The 16,215-nt window shown below is 68.7% G+C and carries 14 protein-coding genes and 3 pseudogenes; 8 read left to right on the plus strand and 9 right to left on the minus strand.

All coding sequences use genetic code 11. The features are described 5' to 3' along the window. Nucleotides 1–78: 78 nt before the first annotated feature. On the minus strand, nucleotides 79–744 hold the full coding sequence (locus tag ACZ60X_RS37255; protein WP_469608512.1) for a hypothetical protein: 666 nt from the start codon (nucleotides 742–744) through the stop codon (nucleotides 79–81). 82 nt (nucleotides 745–826) lie between these two features. Here ACZ60X_RS37255 and ACZ60X_RS37260 point away from each other — a divergent pair, with 82 nt between their 5' ends. Together ACZ60X_RS37260 and ACZ60X_RS37265 are read left to right on the plus strand one after the other, a co-directional pair. Continuing rightward, nucleotides 827–1,114: a hypothetical protein gene (locus ACZ60X_RS37260; protein WP_469608515.1), complete on the plus strand. Its 288-nt coding sequence runs from the start codon at nucleotides 827–829 to the stop codon at nucleotides 1,112–1,114. 64 nt (nucleotides 1,115–1,178) lie between these two features. Next, nucleotides 1,179–1,451, plus strand: a complete 273-nt coding sequence (locus tag ACZ60X_RS37265; RefSeq protein WP_469608517.1) for a hypothetical protein — start codon at nucleotides 1,179–1,181, stop codon at nucleotides 1,449–1,451. A 106-nt stretch (nucleotides 1,452–1,557) separates the two neighbouring features. Here the strand turns inward: ACZ60X_RS37265 and ACZ60X_RS37270 are convergent, their stop codons facing one another. The 3 genes from ACZ60X_RS37270 to ACZ60X_RS37280 all read right to left on the minus strand — a co-directional run bounded on the left by ACZ60X_RS37270 (nucleotide 1,558) and on the right by ACZ60X_RS37280 (nucleotide 5,322). Continuing rightward, nucleotides 1,558–2,328 carry an MBL fold metallo-hydrolase gene (locus tag ACZ60X_RS37270; RefSeq protein ID WP_469608520.1) on the minus strand — a complete coding sequence of 257 codons (771 nt, stop codon included), beginning with the start codon at nucleotides 2,326–2,328 and terminating at the stop codon, nucleotides 1,558–1,560. 366 nt (nucleotides 2,329–2,694) lie between these two features. Then, nucleotides 2,695–4,812 carry an NACHT domain-containing protein gene (locus ACZ60X_RS37275; RefSeq protein WP_469608522.1) on the minus strand — a complete coding sequence of 706 codons (2,118 nt, stop codon included), beginning with the start codon at nucleotides 4,810–4,812 and terminating at the stop codon, nucleotides 2,695–2,697. A 63-nt stretch (nucleotides 4,813–4,875) separates the two neighbouring features. Next, complete coding sequence (locus tag ACZ60X_RS37280) at nucleotides 4,876–5,322, minus strand: hypothetical protein (RefSeq protein ID WP_469608525.1); 447 nt, start codon at nucleotides 5,320–5,322, stop codon at nucleotides 4,876–4,878. Nucleotides 5,323–5,520: 198 nt separating this feature from the next. On the opposite strand from ACZ60X_RS37280, the pseudogene ACZ60X_RS37285 reads away from it, so the two are divergent. From ACZ60X_RS37285 to ACZ60X_RS37300, 4 genes and pseudogenes are all read left to right on the plus strand, one after another. After that, nucleotides 5,521–5,619 (plus strand): annotated as a pseudogene (locus tag ACZ60X_RS37285) (endonuclease domain-containing protein); the annotation flags it as partial. 345 nt (nucleotides 5,620–5,964) lie between these two features. Beyond that, entirely contained in the window at nucleotides 5,965–6,129 is a 165-nt protein-coding gene (locus ACZ60X_RS37290; protein ID WP_469608602.1) for a hypothetical protein, read from the plus strand. A gap of 63 nt (nucleotides 6,130–6,192) precedes the next feature. Next, nucleotides 6,193–6,372: pseudogene (locus ACZ60X_RS37295) on the plus strand (hypothetical protein); the annotation flags it as partial. Nucleotides 6,373–6,834: 462 nt separating this feature from the next. Then, nucleotides 6,835–7,884 (plus strand): pentapeptide repeat-containing protein, encoded by a 1,050-nt coding sequence (locus ACZ60X_RS37300; RefSeq protein WP_469608528.1) that lies wholly within the window; start codon nucleotides 6,835–6,837, stop codon nucleotides 7,882–7,884. A gap of 398 nt (nucleotides 7,885–8,282) precedes the next feature. Here the strand turns inward: ACZ60X_RS37300 and ACZ60X_RS37305 are convergent, their stop codons facing one another. After that, a complete protein-coding gene (locus ACZ60X_RS37305) occupies nucleotides 8,283–9,527 on the minus strand; it encodes an FAD-dependent oxidoreductase (protein ID WP_469608531.1) in 1,245 nt (414 codons plus the stop codon). A 365-nt stretch (nucleotides 9,528–9,892) separates the two neighbouring features. Further along, complete coding sequence (locus tag ACZ60X_RS37310; protein ID WP_469608534.1) at nucleotides 9,893–10,609, minus strand: SDR family NAD(P)-dependent oxidoreductase; 717 nt, start codon at nucleotides 10,607–10,609, stop codon at nucleotides 9,893–9,895. 173 nt (nucleotides 10,610–10,782) lie between these two features. On the opposite strand from ACZ60X_RS37310, the gene ACZ60X_RS37315 reads away from it, so the two are divergent. After that, a complete protein-coding gene (locus ACZ60X_RS37315; protein ID WP_469608537.1) occupies nucleotides 10,783–11,835 on the plus strand; it encodes an Lrp/AsnC family transcriptional regulator in 1,053 nt (350 codons plus the stop codon). A gap of 176 nt (nucleotides 11,836–12,011) precedes the next feature. Here the strand turns inward: ACZ60X_RS37315 and ACZ60X_RS37320 are convergent. Next, nucleotides 12,012–12,977, minus strand: a pseudogene (locus ACZ60X_RS37320) (transposase); the annotation flags it as partial. A 49-nt stretch (nucleotides 12,978–13,026) separates the two neighbouring features. Beyond that, a complete protein-coding gene (locus tag ACZ60X_RS37325) occupies nucleotides 13,027–13,503 on the minus strand; it encodes an SRPBCC family protein (RefSeq protein WP_469608539.1) in 477 nt (158 codons plus the stop codon). Nucleotides 13,504–13,823: 320 nt separating this feature from the next. Here ACZ60X_RS37325 and ACZ60X_RS37330 point away from each other — a divergent pair, with 320 nt between their 5' ends. Then, nucleotides 13,824–15,122, plus strand: coding sequence for a lanthionine synthetase LanC family protein (locus tag ACZ60X_RS37330; RefSeq protein WP_469608541.1), 1,299 nt, complete (start codon nucleotides 13,824–13,826; stop codon nucleotides 15,120–15,122). Nucleotides 15,123–15,253: 131 nt separating this feature from the next. Here the strand turns inward: ACZ60X_RS37330 and ACZ60X_RS37335 are convergent, their stop codons facing one another. Then, nucleotides 15,254–16,198 (minus strand): AraC family transcriptional regulator, encoded by a 945-nt coding sequence (locus ACZ60X_RS37335; RefSeq protein WP_469608595.1) that lies wholly within the window; start codon nucleotides 16,196–16,198, stop codon nucleotides 15,254–15,256. Nucleotides 16,199–16,215 lie beyond the last annotated feature (17 nt).

Below are 16,215 nucleotides of genomic sequence, written 5' to 3' on the forward strand. Positions count from 1 at the left end.
TAGGTGTAGAAGGGCTGATGGTCCGGATTTCGGCCCTGGAGTTGGTGGATGACTCCGGCATCGACGACGGCGACTCCCTCATCCGGTGGCGGCCTGGACGAGATGGGCTGCGAGGCCCCTGCGGACCGCGACGTTCCCGGGCGAGCGGCCCGAGGAGTGGCCGAGGGGGCCCGTGATGATCTCCGTCCATTCCCCGGGGAGGCGTTGCGGGATCGCTTTCGGCGAGTAGCTGCGTCGGCGGATCTGCAAAAGGCCCGGCAGAGCAACCTGAGTGGGAAGGGGCCGGGGGAAACGCTGGTCGAGCAGCTGGAGGACTTCGTGCCGGAACAACGGTGAGCTGTCACGTCGCAGGGTCAGCCAGGTGTGGCCCCAGGCGGCGACATCGAGTGGAGGCATCTCGGCGACGACCCGCCCGAGTTCGAGGCGGAGCTCCGGCAGGGAGAGGTTCAGGATCCGTGCCGAGATCGCCAGGAGGGCGGCTGTGCCGCGGGCGGAGAAAACGTCGCTGTCCCATCGCTTCTGCGCGGTGGTGGAGATCCTCAGAGACGGAGCCGGCTCGGGCCGGCCGATGCCGTGATCGAGGGCCTGTGCGAGGGATCTGTTCGGTGCCAGGTGGGCGGTCAGGGGCCAGGTGGCGCGGATCAGCGCGGCCAGAACGAAGAGGTCCGTCATGCGGTTGTGGCCGGCCAGAGGGTCCAGTGAGCGGCTGGTGCCGTAGGGGCGGGCTTGCAGGAGGCGTCCCATCTGGCAGGAACTGGACTTCAAGGCCTGCGCTGACGGCACCATCAAGAAGGTCAGCGGCGCCCCGGTTCTGCGGTCCAGTTACATGCCGAGCCAGTACCTCTACCGCAACGGCAAGGCCATCGACCTGGACGGCAACTACACCGGATCCAGTGCACCGGTCACCACCGGAGACTTCTACCACTTCAGCGGACCGGCCGCGCCGCCGAGTACGGATGATCCCTACACAAACTGCACCATGACCGGAGGCTGCTCCGGAAACCCGTGGAACATCACAGTCTCGGCTCCCTCACCGAACCCCGGTGTGGACCCGGATTCAACCCACTTCTGTAACGCACCCGACAAGAATCCCGACCCGGAGTACACCCGCTAGATTTGTGGTCGCCCTCGCCCAGAGGGCGACCACGCCCATTACCTCCATAGAAAGGCCCCGCGTGATGGCGGTTGGCTCCCTGCTCATCGTCTTCTCCATATTCTTCCTCTCGCCCGTCGTTCCATGGATACTGTTCCCCTTCCAGAGGAAGGCGGGCACTGCCGCGGCGGCAATCTGCGCTCTGCTCGCCCTGGTGTGCTGCTTCCTGTGGAACGGAGCTTTCATCGGTTCGGGCGTTCTTGCGTTGTTCTCCTCCAGTGTGCGGATCATCATCGAGGCATCCGGAACATTCGAGGGGCCGCGCGCTCGCAGTATGGAACGCAGGGAGCGTCATTGAGGGTTTTATGAGCCAGAACTATGGGGGTGACCTGCACGATCCGGTAGCGGACATGCTCGGCGCCGATGGCCGCGCAGGGTGGTGCAGCCCGATGGCCCTGCTCCACCTAGCCGATCGAGAAGGTGGCGCCGGGGGCGGCGTAGTCGACGGAACCGCCGAACCGCGCCGAGGCACGCGCCACCGCTTGCTGCGGCGTGAGGAAGCGGCCGACGTGCGTGACGATCAGTCGGCCCGCCCCGGCCGCGCTGGCTGTGTCGCCGGTGTCCTCGGGCGTGTGGTGCACCTGTTCGCTCTCGACCGGTGCCTGTGCACTCTCGGCTTCGCACAACAGCACGTCGCATCCCTCGGCCAGCTCCGTGAGGCTCGGGCACGGTGCCGTGTCCCCGGAGTACACCAGTGATCTGCCTGCCGCCTCGATGCGCACGGCGAAGGCCGGTATGCCGTGCGACACCGCCCGGCTGGTCAGCCGGAGCGAGCCAATGGCCGCCTGGTGCCCGTCGTGCAACTCGGTAACGGCGAAGGCGGATTCAATCGGGCTGCGGGCTGGAGTGTTGGTGAGAAAGCCGGCCAGCCGGTCGGCGATTCCAGGCGGACCGTAGAGAGGGATAGGCGCTGCGAGGTGGATGTCCGCGTACAGGGCTCCGTAGTACGCGGTGAGCAGGTCCGCGCTGTGATCGGCGTGCAGATGCGAGACCCAGATCGCATCGAGCTCATCCAGCCGCACATGCCGCTGGAGTGGGCCGAGCGTCCCGCTGCCCGCGTCCACCCAGATACGGGTGTCCCCGCTCGACACCAGATAGCCGGAGCAGGGATTGTCCACGCTCGGGTAGGGCGTTGCGCAGCCCAGGACCGTGAGGCGAAGAAGCTCGTCACTCATCCCAAGATCCTAGAACACACGATCCACAAGTCTTGACGATTACTCGGCTGGGGCTGTTGGCGTCGGTCCAGACAGGGAGGATGCGCACGCTGTCTGCGCCGAGTCGGGTGACGAGCAGGTCTCCGTCACCCGCGGCGTGACAATCGCCGAGTGTGAGGAGCTGCTGAAGACGGTGTTACCGCACCTGGGCGGGGTGCTGGTGGAGCAAGTGAGCCCCACCTCTCCTCCACCACCACGGTAGAGACCAGAAGACGGCCGCCAACACAGCCCCCGCTCGACGATCTCCCAGCTCAGCCCTTCCCAGAACCCTGCTCCCCGAGCGTGCGGGGATGGCCCCTCCACGAGCTGTCGCCACCCAATTCACGTTCACTGCGCAGCTAAATCCGGGGGCTTGGGATGGGTTGCCAACCACTCCTGGAGCTCACGGTGGCGGAACTGGTAGGCGGGACCGGCGAGTCTGAGGATTCCGGCGTCGACCGCCCAGTCGAGGAAAGTGCCGAGGCGCAGTGGAGCGATGCCCCGGGCTACGAGCAGGAACACTCCGTGGCGGAGCGTGGGCCCACCGAAGATCGGCACCGCGAAGACCATCGCAACGGCCGCGAAGGGAAGATTGAGGGTGGCCGTGTGGTAACGGAGCCCGTCCGCCAGGTTCGCCGCGAAGACGGTGATGAGCGCGTACGCGATGCCGGCCTTGCAGTCGTCCCTCAGGATGTCGCGGGGGCGTATCACCTCCGTGCCGGGGTGCGCGACGTATGCCATGGCCTGCCAGAAGATCAGGAGTAGCATCGCCGTCATCAGAACTCCGAGGAGAATGCCCTTGCCACTCAGAATCAGGCTGAGCGGCGGAATCATCGTGCCTACTACGATGGCCGGGGAATACCTGCGGAACACACGCCGTGGCGACAGGAACCGACGCGCTGGGCCCGCGGCCATCAGTGAACCCATGGCCCCGTAGATTCCGGCCATGAGCCGGACGCCGTCCGGCGCGGCGGGATGCAGCCAGGGACTGATCCTCAGGAACAGGTAGGCGAGCGAGAAGGTGACACCAGTCTGGACGAGCGAGACGACGATCCAGACCGCCACGTTCAGGTACCAGAGGTCCGGCAGGCTGAGCAGCCCCCGGCTCTTGCCTAGTCCCGAGGTCACGTAGCGGGCGAGCCAGTGGAGCCACCGATGGACTGACCGTTCTCGGTAGGTCGATTGCTCTCCACGGCTGTTGCGTCTACCACCGCGCGGATGAAGAGCCACGGTCGCCGCTATGTAGTGCGAGAGGAGATGGCGGTCCAACAGGTCGGCGGTCCGCAGCCGGGTCAGTTCCCCGGGGTCGCCCTCCTCCGCGTAGACCGTCGCCGTCATGCACAGCCGCCATGGCGTGGACAGCAGTCGCGACAGCGGCGCCTTCGGGTGCTCGCTGACCTCGGAGAGCAGGGAGGCCCACCGCTCGGGGTCGCCCTCGGCACGGGTTGCGAGGTAGTCGCGGGCCTGTCGTGGCGTCAGCGATTCGATCATGATCTGTGCCGCATCGCGCAGCCGAAGCCCGGAGAGTTTCGCCCCGCCTTTGGAGATCTCGCGGTAGCTACCGCTGCGGCAGGTAATGACGACGGGACCCGGTTCACCGCCGAACTGGTACCTCTTGAGCTTCTCCAGCAGCGCCCGAGCCCTGGGCGCCGCCGGGTCGGGGTTGCCGTCGGCAAGCGGAGGGTCCATCTCGTCCAGGCCGTCGAGCACAGGCAGGACACGCCCGGTGCTGACGAGTTGGCCGGCCCAGCGTTTCGAGAGCCCGTACGCACGGACCAGATAGTCCGTCAACTGGTCATGGAGGGAACGGGAGGTGTCCCATTCGGCCAGCGGTATGCGGACCGGAACCGGATCGCCCTCCTCACGGATCTTTATCAGGTCGAGAAGGAGCTGAACGGCCAGCATGGTCTTTCCGGAGCCGGACTCTCCGGTGATGACCAATCGGCGGGGGCGGAGGGCCTGATAGTAGGCGGAGATGTCGGGCACGCCCGGCCTGGCCGGGTCACTGAAGATCTGCCCGTAAGAGGCCGCGTACTTGGCTTCCCGGCTCGGAACGGAGGTGCGGACGTAGCCGAGGTTGATCCGCTCGGAGTCACCACCCAGGAGCCGCTCATGCTGACCACTCTCGGCCTTCTTGACACTCTCGGCGAGACTGTCCGCCCACTGGTTCACATCCGCCGGGCGCAGGGAGCCACCCGGCTGGTACCACCAGATGACGAATGCCAGTGGTAGCAACAGCAGCCCCGCCCACGCTGACACTCGGGCGTCCACTGCGCCGGACCAGCGTAGACCGGCCCAGACCACACCGACGCCGACTACCAGGCCCGCCAGGAGCCGCTGAGGCGTACGGCTTCGAGGGGCGACGACCACTCCTGCCGGGGCGGGCTTCCTGATGGTGAGGTGGACGTTCCCACCCGCCTGGATCACGGGACCGTGCTGGGTACCGCCGCTGATCTCGTTGTGCACGGCGGGCTGCGGCCGCTCGGGTTGCTGCACGCTCACTCTCGGATCACCCGCTTGTGATCAGACTCAGGACTGCACGGACGGGTCGGCCTCCGGCGCAGGGGACTGGCCCGGAGCGCTCGTAGTGAAGGTGAGCCCTGAGAAGTCCCGCCCCTGGAACACCGGGCCATTCTGCGTGCCGCCGCTGATGCTGTTGTCCACCGAGCTCTCGTCGGTGCTTATGAACGTCGCTGCCTCCTGCCACTGCTGGAGTCCGGCGCGGAACTCGGCGTCCAGGGCGGCCCGGACAGCCAGCGCGACGCTCAGCGCCTGTGCCCGCGCGGGATCCGACGGCACCTGCGCAAGCGCGACCACTTCCGCCTCTCCGGAGCTGATCGCCTGGACCTCGGTGCCCTGACTGTGCCGGAACGGGCGTCGTACCAGCTCGCCCAGGCCGCGCCACGTCTGCTTGCCGAGCTCGCCACCAGCGCCCGTCGACAATGCTGTCAGCAGTGTCACTGAAACCGGATCCATGCCACCCCTCCACAATCCTGGCCAGTGCCATGAACATATCGGCTGCAGCCATGATTCTGACGGGGATTCGGCTCTTCCTGCTACCCCACCCCCCGACCAGCGGAACTACCGCCTCACCACTTGATCACGAGCTTCACTCGGAACGAACCGCACCCATCTGATAGTGCTGCCGTGGGAACGGGGTTTGGGACGGATCTTGTGAGCCACCGCCGCACCGCCATCTGCCGTACCGCGCCCGCCGCCGTGCTCGACCACTGCCACGAACACGGCTACGTCCGCGCTCCCGTCTGCAACTCCTGTAACGCACAAGAACGACCCGACCACCTCTACAGCAACGATATCCGCGTGGCGAACCACTACACACGCCTCTTCGACACCCATGCCGCCGACTGGCTCCGCCACTGGCACCGCTGCCCCGGCTGCCGCGCCCGCACCACGCTGCCACTGCCACACCTCGCCGCTTGGACGGCCCACGTAGCGTGCCGATCGCTGCGCCCGACCCATCGCGATGCCCGCGGTTCCCGCGCGCGCAAACCCTGTGGTGTGCTGCGCGTGTCCTGGGCGGGCAGTCAGAACGCGCCCCGTTCCTGTTTGCTCACTGTCGCCGTCGACTTCTGCCCTTCCGGCGAGCATCGTGTCCTGGTGCAAATCGCCTACCGCGAAGCCGCCCAGCGGTTTAGCACCTGGCTGGCCGAGACCGCCCCTGACGTGGCCGCCGCGGCCGGACCCGACCGCCTGGACGGCCTCCCCGCCCGGTTCCGGCCCGTCCTCGCGGACACCAGCGGTGAGGGCCTGGCGCTGTTCTGAGTGAATGGGCGAGCTACGTCACCAAGCTCAACCGGCGGTCGCCCGGGGCCGGTTCGCAGTCCGCTGTCGTACGGCGACGACCCGCGCACGACCCAGTTCGTGGGCGTGGACGACCCGGTCACGCACTCGGGCGAGGAGCGACACGAACCGGACGCCTTCGCCCATCTCTTCCAGGACCAGCAGCAGAGCGGTGGGCACGCGCCCATGGATCCGCCCGGCTACTCCCAGCCGGCCGGCCAGCGCGGCGTGCGGTAGTCCGAGCCGTAGATGGACGAGGGTGATCAGGAGCCGATCGGTGAAAGCAAGCCGCTGCTTGGGTCCGGCGCCGGCGGCCCGTCTGCGGACTCCGCCACGCCGTTCGTGCAGCGCCGACTCCCGCGCGGCCTGCCACCGGGGCGCGAGTGCTTCGAGCAACTCGCCGAAGTGTGCGCGAGAGACGCCGGACAGGGCAGGATGGGAACAGGCCGCACGGGCCCAGGCTTGCGTCACAACTCGCCCAACTCGCCCAACTCGTCCGGCCGTTCTAATGTCACGGGCCAGTGGCACGACAGTCTTGATCGTCTTCTGAGCGGCGCCTAGGCTCTCATGTCCATGGAGATGGGGGAACCGGATCGCGGGCGGCGGGCATGGCACGATGGGTTGGTCAGGCATCGTGTAGCCGCAGCTCTGCTGGCCGGAGCGGCGGGGCTGGTCATTCTGGGCACGATGTTCGTCGTACTGCCGGGTGTGGTGGTCGACCACGATCTCGCCGGGGCGAGCGTCGCCGCGCAGGATCGGCTGAAGGCGGTGAACGATGTCCGTACGACGCTTCTGCAGGTGGTCGGTGGCCTGGTCGTGCTCTTCGGCGCGTACGCCACCTGGCGGCAACTGCGGGTGAGTCAGGATGGTTTGCGCGCCACCCAGGAGGGTTACGTCACCGACCGGTTCAGTCGGGCCGTCGACCAGCTCGGCAGCGACAAGCTGGATGTGCGCATCGGCGGGTTGCACGCGCTGTGGCGGATCGCGGAGCAATCCGCCCGCGACCGGGAGGCCATCATCTCCATCCAGGCCGCGTACCTGCGTACCCACCTGCCCTGGCCACCCGCCGGGCCGGAATCACCAGCGGCGGACGTGCCCATCAACGACATCGCGCCTCTGGAGACTCGCGCCGCCGACGCCCAGGTGGCGCTGACCGCGCTCGGCGTGCTGTGCCAGCACCGAGAACAGTCCTGGGTCAATCTCAGCGTCACCGACTTGCGCCGAGCCGACTGCGACGGGCTGTGGTTCCCCGAGGTCAACTTCGACCGCGCCAGCATGGAGGCGGCGGGCCTGTACCATGCCAATCTGACCCAGGCATCCCTGGTCTCGGTCAACCTGCGGCACGCCGACCTCACGACTGCGATTCTCCGCCGGGCTCGCTGCATTCTGGCCGACCTGCGGGGCGCGAAGCTGGTCGAAACCGACTTGCGTGACGCCGACTTCACCGAGACCGACCTGCGCGAGGCAAACCTGCGCAAGGCCGACGCCCACGGCGCGCTCTTCCACCGCGCCGACCTCCGCATGGCTGACTTGCGCGGCACCGACTTGAGCACCGCCAACCTTGCCGAAGCACGCCTGACCGGCGCCCTGGCCAGCGAGCACACCTGCTGGCCCGCCGACTTCGACCACACGGCCGCCGGGGTCGTCGACACCGATGACCCGGGCCCCGAGCCCTCACCCCTACTCCAGCCGCCGGGGATGACGTGGCAGGCACCGACGCTGCGGTCCACTCCCTGACCAAGACGCGCCGGTCAAGACTGCGGCGACCGCGATACGCCTGACTGGCGTCACTCCTCCTCACCGGCGCCCTGGTCACGCAGGGGCCCAGGCCGCCAGGCGGATCCGGGAGTTGATATCGCTCCCAAGGTCGTAAGCCGGCGCCGGTGATGGCGACACGGAGAGTAGGCATGAGTTCTCCAGTTCAAGCGCTGGGACATGAGGAACTGCCGGAAACCGACCCGCGTCCCAACCGACGTGGCTGCGGGCGGGAGGCCGGTGCAGCAGGGGCCTGGTAGCGCCTGCAGTGAGCGAGTGGTGCGGTTCCGGTGATGTCCGGGCTGCTGTCAGGTCGGCCAGGGCCCGACAGCAGCCCGAGGAGGCCCGGCACAGGGCGGGGTCGGGCCTGGGCGGGGCAGTCAGTGCTGCGGGTGGGCGTTGCCCGTCGGCGGCAACTGCGGTGCGGGCAGCCGGTCTTGGCCGACGAGGCGGTGACCGCGCTCGGCCGATTCGCGGACGGCGTTGAAGCCGTAGTCGCGCATCTCGTCCTCGTAGGCGCGCAGGGCGTCGGTGAGCGGTCGACCGGCGGTGGCCTCGACGAGGCGGGCTGTGAGAACGCGGGCGTCGCGCAGCGCGGTGTTCGCGCCCACACCGATGGCGGGGCTCATGACGTGGATGGCGTCGCCGAGGAGCGTGATCGCGTTCGTTTCCCATGCGGTGACGGGCACGCTGGTGCGGACCGAGACCGGGAAGATCGAGGCCGGGTCCTGGCGGGAGACGATCTCCGCCAGCCTGGGGTGCCAGCCCTCCAGCAGCGACAGGGTCATCGCCCGCAGCTCGGCGCCGCTCATGGCGAACAACTGCTCGTCAGTGCAAGGTAGTTGCTCCCGACGCGCGCCGAAGACGCAGGCCAGGTAGTCGCTGTCGTCGCTGAGCTCGATCCCGGGAGCCAGCCTCGCGGTCACTTCGTGCTGCGGCTCGCGGTACTGCACCGGCGCGAGCCCGAGGAAGCGCCGCTGCGGGCCGATGACGGTGGTCCACAGGCCCCACAAGTCGGAGGGGAGCAGCTCCTGGGCCGCATCACTGACGAGCGCGACCTTGCCGTACAGCAGCCGCAGCCCCGCGTCGACGACCTGGGACTTGGGCAGACGCTGCCTTCGGGTTGCAGAGTTGACCCCGTCGGCACCGATCAGCACGTCCCCGGTGGCGCTCGTCCCGTCCGCGAAGTGCGCGGTCACCGTGCCCGAGTGATTGGTCTCATAGCGGGTCAGCGCGGAGCCGTAGTGCACGGACTTCTCCAGCCCGGCCAGCAGGATCTGGCGCAGGGTCCTGCGGTTGACCGCCAGGTGCCCGCCGCCCGGCAGGTCCTCCACCACCGGCAGTTCCTGCGCGTGCAGCAGGCCCAGCCGGTGGTCGAAGGAGTCCATCCGCGCCCCGGGTGTTCCGGCGGTGGCGGCGAACACCTCGAACGCCTGCGGCGCCAGCAGCGCCTTGAGCGCGGTGATGCCGTCCGGATTGATGCGGATGCGATAGCCCTGGTTGCGGAAGTCGGGGCCGGGGTCCTTCTCGTGGACGGCGACGCTGATGCCCGCCCGCTGGAGTCCTTGTGCGAGAGCGAGGCCGCCCAGGCCGCCCCCGGCGATGGTGGCATGCAGATCCGACACAGTTGTGTCCCTTCTCGATCATGTTACGAAAAGGGACGCACCGGATGTGCCTCAATGGGCACCGTACGAGCGAGTGATCGCCATCCGGACTACCTACCGGACCGTGACTTTCGTACGTCCGTCAATGACCGTAACAGACAACCGGGCCTCGTCACCCCCCCGAAACCGAGGCGACACCTGTTGTCCCGATGCCGCATCCATGCGCCTGCCCGCGGGGGCCGGCACATGGAGGAGGGGGGTGGAACTCAGGACCGGCCTGGCCTCACGAAGGCGTCGACGATGGCGATGATCGGCGCGATCTCCTCCTTGAGGCTGCTCCAAGCCGGCCGGTGGCAAGCGGTGAGTGCTGGGGCGGGCCACAGGGGCTACCAGGGGACGGTCTGGCCGAAGCGGTCCAGATACGCCAGGCCGGGCGAGCCCAGTCGGGAGAGCAGGACGTCCACCATCAAGGGGACGGTCTCCTCGATGGTGTACGGCGCATCCGGACCGCCCAGTGCGGTGCGTATCCAGCCCGGAGCCATGAGTACGAAGGCGCGCCGCGTCCTGTCCTGCCGGGCCGCGAAGCTTCGCAGGAACATGTTCAGGGCTGCTTTGCTCCCTCGGTAGACCTCGCGGCCTCCGGTCGTGTTGTTCGTGATGCTGCCCTGTCCGGAGGACATCGCCCCGATGAGCCCCACCGGGGACACCAGGTCTTCGAGGGCTTCGATGACGCGCATGGGGCTCAGCGCGTTGGTGACCATCACGTCGATGAAGTCGGCCGCCGCAACCCCGCCGATGGGCGTCTGCTCATTGTTCGTCGTGCCCGCGTTGACGAAGAGCACGTCGAGTCGGCGGTGCGCCAGACGTTCGTGCAGCGGGGGCAGGTGGCCGGGGTCGTTGATGTCGAGATGCTCGATGGTCACCCGCCCGTCGGCGCGGTCCGCGAGGTCGTGCAGCGGCGTTCGGGCAGTGGTGTCGCGAACGGTGCCGACGACGTTCCAGCCCCTGCCGAGGAACTCGGCCGCCATCGCGTGACCGAGGCCGCGCGAGGCCCCGACGATGAGAGCGGTCGGTGGGTGTTGTTCGGTGGAGGTCGATGACATGCAGCGTCATCTCCGTTCTTCGAGCGTTGGACTCCGTTCGGGCATTGGTCGAGGCCCCGGGATGGGCACAGGGCGGTGCTCGCTGCCGCGGCCCTTCGACCCGTGCGGTTCAAGTGTTTCGTCCGCACCGCACCGCAGGCGAGCTACGAGGGCTCGTTTGTAGGATTGGCGACATGGCAAGGGCGCTCATGACGGAATCCGCTTCGGTTCAGCCCGACGATGTGCGAATCATTCGTGCGTTGCAGATCGCTCCGCGGGCTTCGTTCGCCGCGATCGCGACCGCCCTCTGCCTGACCGAGGGTGCCGTCAACCGCCGGTATCGCCGGCTTCGCGCCGACGGCGTCATCCGTGTGACCGGTGTGGTGAACCCGGGTGCCCTGGGGCAGAGCAGGTGGCTGGTGCGGCTGCGCTGCCGTCCCGGCAGTGTCGAGGCGATCGCCGACGCGCTCGCCAAGCGTGACGACATCAACTGGGTAGCCCTGGGTGCGGCGGGCTGCGAGGTCACCTGCGCGACACAGTCCCGGACGCGGGAACAGCGCGAGGACCTCCTGGGGCAGCGGCTTCCCCGCACCGCGGCGGTGATCGACATCAACGCCTTCGCCATGCTCCGGCAGTTCCTCGGAGGCCGCGGCCACTACTGGTCCGCCCTGCAGGGCACACTGTCCCCCAAGGAGGAAGCAGCGCTGGGGAGCGGCGGGCCCCCTTTCACCGAGTCTCCGGTCGTCACCCGCGAGCCACTGCGCCTCACGCCCGAGGACGAGAAGTTGCTCGATGCGCTCGCTGCGGATGGCCGCGCCAGTCTCGTCGATCTTGCCACAGCCGCAGACCTCACTCCGGGGCGCGCCTCGCGGCGCCTTGAGGCTCTGCTCCAGCATCGCGTCGTCCACATCGACGTCGAGATCGCCGCAGCAGCCTTGGGCTGTCACGCTCGCGCGCACCTCTGGCTCCGCGTGCACCCGTCGGCGGTGAAGAGCGCGGGCCGCACACTCGCGCAGGAACCCGAGATCGCCTTCGCCGCAGCCATCTCCGGGCCCTGGAACATTCACGCCGTCGCACACACCCGAGACCTCGACGAACTGTTCGAGTTCACCTCGGAACGCATCGGGTCCCTGACCGGACTGCAAAGCATGGAGATCTCACCCGTGCTGAAGTACGTCAAACAGGCCGGCACCCGCCTCTTGGACGATCGCCTCGTCGAGCCGTCCAGCGCTCGCGCGCGACGCTGAGAGGCTGTGTCGCGGCCAGCCGCGCCGGGTGCCGAACCTGCTGAGGCGCCTTCCACCGCGAGTCGGAAGAGGCGACGCCACGACTCACGGACGGCCACGGCCTCGGCACTCATCTCGTGCAGCCGCGACCGCGGACGAACGATGACCTCGTGTAACTGGAGGCATTCGCTTGTCGTTTATCCGGTTCGGCGAGATTTCGTGCCTACTTTGTGGTGTGTGGGTCGGCTGTATGCCTCGCCGGTCACGAGGACTCTGCCCACGTCGTGACGGGTGGCTGTGCGACGGTTCTTCGAGCCGGGTGGTCGGCCGGGCCCGGGGCGGGACGGTTTCGGTTCATCAGTTGGAGAGCCGGTTTTCGCTCGCAGGTTCCTGAACCCCCGCCGGACGCGGGCGGGGGTCAGTCTGTTCGGCTCGGCCGGCTTCTCCCACGGACGCCGTGGATCGGCGGCCAGCGGGCGTGCGAGCCGGCGCTGGGTGTAGGCGGCGATCACCAGCCACGTCCACCGGTCTGCCGCCTCCGGGCTGCGGAGCCTGGGCTTGGTCCAACCGAGCGTCTGCTTGAACACGCGGAACATGTGCTCGATGTCAAAGCGTCGCAGGAAGGACTGCCATCAGCGGTCGAGGTCCACCTCGGTGGCGGCGGTGCCCGACCACCCCAGCCAGAGCGGCTTGTTCACCCCGCCGCCGGGCAGCCTCTCCACGGCCAGGCGGATGACGGTGCCCTCGATGATGGGCAGCGGCCCTTCGTGATCGAGCCAGGCGGCCCGCCGGGTCAGCCGCAGGTGGAACCGATCCCACGCCTGGGCGGTCGCCTTCCCGTAGCGGCGGGTGTCGGGGACCGTCACGGCCTGCTCGGTGCCCCAGGTGGCCGGGTCGCCGAAGACGAACTCGCCGCCGTGCTTCGGCGGTCGCCCGCCTTGGGGATAGGACAGGGCGTGCTCCTTGAGCGAGGGCGTCGGCCGGCGCATCACTCGGTCCGACCGCAGTCGGCCCAGGACCTCGACGGGCAGGTCGCCCAGCAGGTGGGCGATGCGGGGCGCGTCGTATCCGGCGTCCAGCACGACCAGGACGTTGGGGTCGCCCTGCTTCCACTGGCCGGCGGCGAGGAGCCGTTCGACGACCTCGCGGAGCTGGACCGTGGTCTTGCTGATGTACGCCGCCGTCCGGCCTCGTTGACGTCAGCCGTGGATGTCAGAAGTCGCCAGGTGAGCGTCGGCCGGCGTCGGTGGCGTTGCCGCCTTCCAGCAGTGCTTTCAATGCTGCCAGGTCCTTGACGTTCGCTCGCCGCACAGCCGCGGCCATCATCGGAGCGCTCACTTTGGCAAAGCCCGATGGCTCGCCGCGATTGCGCAGCGTCATCCGGGTATGGTCGGCGTCCACTGGCTGCCAGGTGTAGGTCGTCTCCATGGGAAACGGCCCCTGCTCGGTGCGCATCACGAGTCGCTCGGGGGAGTGCTCGACGATTTCGTACGTGTAGGTCAGGGTGCGACCCAGGAACCGGGCGACGAAGTCGAGCTTCGAGCCCACGGCGAGCGGCGGCGAGGTCCGCCAGCGAACCGAGACGATGTTGGCGTACCAGTGCGGCGCATTGGTCGGATTCCCGGCATAGGCGGCGACCTCCGCACAGGGACGGGCGATCACGATCTCGGTGAGGACATCGACAGCCATGACCTCAACGCTAGTCCAGCCACTCATGCTCGGGACCTCGACACACGTGCGGCCGGCCCGCTCAGCCAGCACGCCGCGACGGCCGGCCCGTGGCACCGGCGCCGGGGCCATCACCTTGGGAAGCTGCGATCATTCGTGGCTGTCTTGGACGCTGACCTGGAAAAATGACTGGCTGCGGCCTCTCGGTGGCTTGGCTGCTCTCACCGCGGTTCCCCGTTATCCCCCGCCCGAACTGGTGCGGTTGTGGTGCGGCGGCGAAGGGCCCTGGGGAGCGCAACTGCCCCCTGGGCGAGTCTGGAAGATCATGCGAGAGTGGGCCCATGACGGCACCAGAAGCCACGGTCGTGGTGGTCGACGAGGTCGAGGGTCTCGCGGTGGACGGGCTGCGGTGGCTGACCGAGGCGGCGCGAGGAACATCCGAAGGAGGCCTCGCCTGGTCGACCAGGCCCTCGGACGACGAGCTCAACCCAATGCTCTACAGCGGTACGGCCGGGAACATCCCCGTGCTCCTGGAGGCGTGGCGGCACTTCGGCGACGACTCCTACGCCGACGCCGCCCTGCGCGCCGCCCGCGGCCTTGCGGACTCCGTCGACGGCATCGACGACGACTCCCTCTACTTCGGCCGCACAGGAATGGCGCTCGTCCTGCGAGCCCTTCACGAAGAACTCGGCGACACGGCCGCCGGCGCCGCCGCCGACCGCGCGCTGCAACTCGTGGGGTCACGCTTCGACGGCACCCGCTGGGGCGAACTGTTCGAGCTGATGGGCGGCAACGCGGGGATCGGCCTCGGGGCACTCCTGGCCGGCGACGCCGAACTGGCCGTCCTCGCCATGGAGCCCTATCTGCGCACGGCGGAGCAGACCCCGGCGGGCGTTCACTGGGCCCACCGCACGGGCATCGACTCCCGTCTGCATCACATCTCGCACGGCACGCTCGGCATCGTCCTGGCGCTTGCCCGGGTCGGCGAGGCCACCGGCCGTGCGGACCTGGTCGAGCTGGCGCTGGCCGGTGCTGCAGACGTCGTGGCGCGCGATGAAGCCGGGCCGGAGGGCTTCCTGGTGCCGCACTCGACCCCCCAGTACCGACCCGATGTGATCGATCCCATCAGCTACGGCTGGTGCCACGGCCCGGCCGGCGACGCCCAAGTCTTCCGGCTGCTGCGGGACATCACAGCCGACCCCGTCTGGCCCGCCCTCACCGACCGCTGCTGGCACACGGTCACCCACTCCGGCCTGCCCCAGCGGCTACGCCCCGGCTTCTGGGACAACAACGGCCGCTGCTGCGGCACCGCGGGCGTCCTCGCCCTGGCCTGCGACCGGATCGCCGAACAGCACGACCCATACGACTTCGCCCACGCCCTCGTCGCGGATCTCGCCGCCCGCGCGATCCGGGACAGTGATGGCGCTCGCTGGTCCAACTCTGAGCACCGGGCGACCCCGAGCGACCTCGAACCGTGCACCGGGTGGGCGATGGGAAACGCGGGCATCGTCCGCGAACTCCTGCGCTTCGTACGGCTGAGCCGCGGGGAGGATCCCCGGTACGCGTTCGCCTGGCCGGACCAGCCTCCGGTGCCCGCTCAAGCAAGGATCCGACGCTGTGGCACTGACGTCGTGTCGTGATGGATCGGATGCGCGCGCCTGTATAAGCCGTGTTGGTGTCTACCGGGACTACTGCAGGACCGTCCATCGACGCGGCCGCCTGGTCTTGCGCCCAGATGAGGTTGGTCACCGTCTGCGGCGAGGTCGCCGTTTCACGACGCACAACTGAAGGAGTCCGGTGGCAGGCGACGTTCACAGCGGTGGCCGTCTCGCCTCCGGCCGGCGACCGAGCAGGAGCTCCCTGGGGACGTGTGGCATGGCGGTTGTCCGCGGCTGGGCCAGGCGATGTCGTCAACGGCGAGAAACGGCTCGTGGGCCACGGTCGCGGGGGTTGCCCCGGTGAACGCCATGACGTCCCGATGCAGGTGGGACTGGTCGGCGTAGCCGGCGTCGGCGGCGACGTGGGCCGCGCCTTCACCCGCGACCAGGCGGTGGGCGGCATGGTCGAAACGGACCAGCTTCACGGCGCGTTTGGGCGGCAGGCCGAGCTGCGACCGGAACCGGGACCACAGCCGCTTACGGCTCCACCCGACCTCGGCCGCGAGTCCATCCACCCGGATCAGGCCACGGCTGACAACGATCCGGTGCCAGGCCCAGGACACCTCCGGGTCCACCGGCGGCCCCGCCTCATGCCGCCGGGCGAGCAGCGCGTCCGTCAACATGAAGCGATCCTGCCAGGACGAGACATCGGCGAGTTGCTCGCGGATCCCTGACGCCTCCCGGCCCCACAGGTCGCCCAGCGACACGACGACGCCGTCGAGGTCGGCGGGGGAGGCGCCCAGAATCGCGCGTGCGATCACGGGGGACAGGCGCACCTGTACGCACTCGACGTTCTCTCCCCGCGCCCGAACCGTGCCCGCGGACCCGAGCCCAGGCCCGGCGACGATGCTTCCCCGCTGCTGCCGCCCTGCAGCACAGTCGAGGACGGGCGGACCGGCGCCGAACTCCAGGAGCAGCGTCACAGCCGGGTGCGGGACTATCCGGAGCGCGTCCAGGTCACGGACACTGAACCCGGCCATGGTGACACCGGCCACCCGGCTGGGCAGCCGCGGGCACTCCACGCCCCACACAGCCGCGTCGTGCACAAAAGACTGCATCATCCCATGCTACGTGG

It is taken from the genome of Streptomyces sp. NPDC104106 (assembly GCF_055584345.1).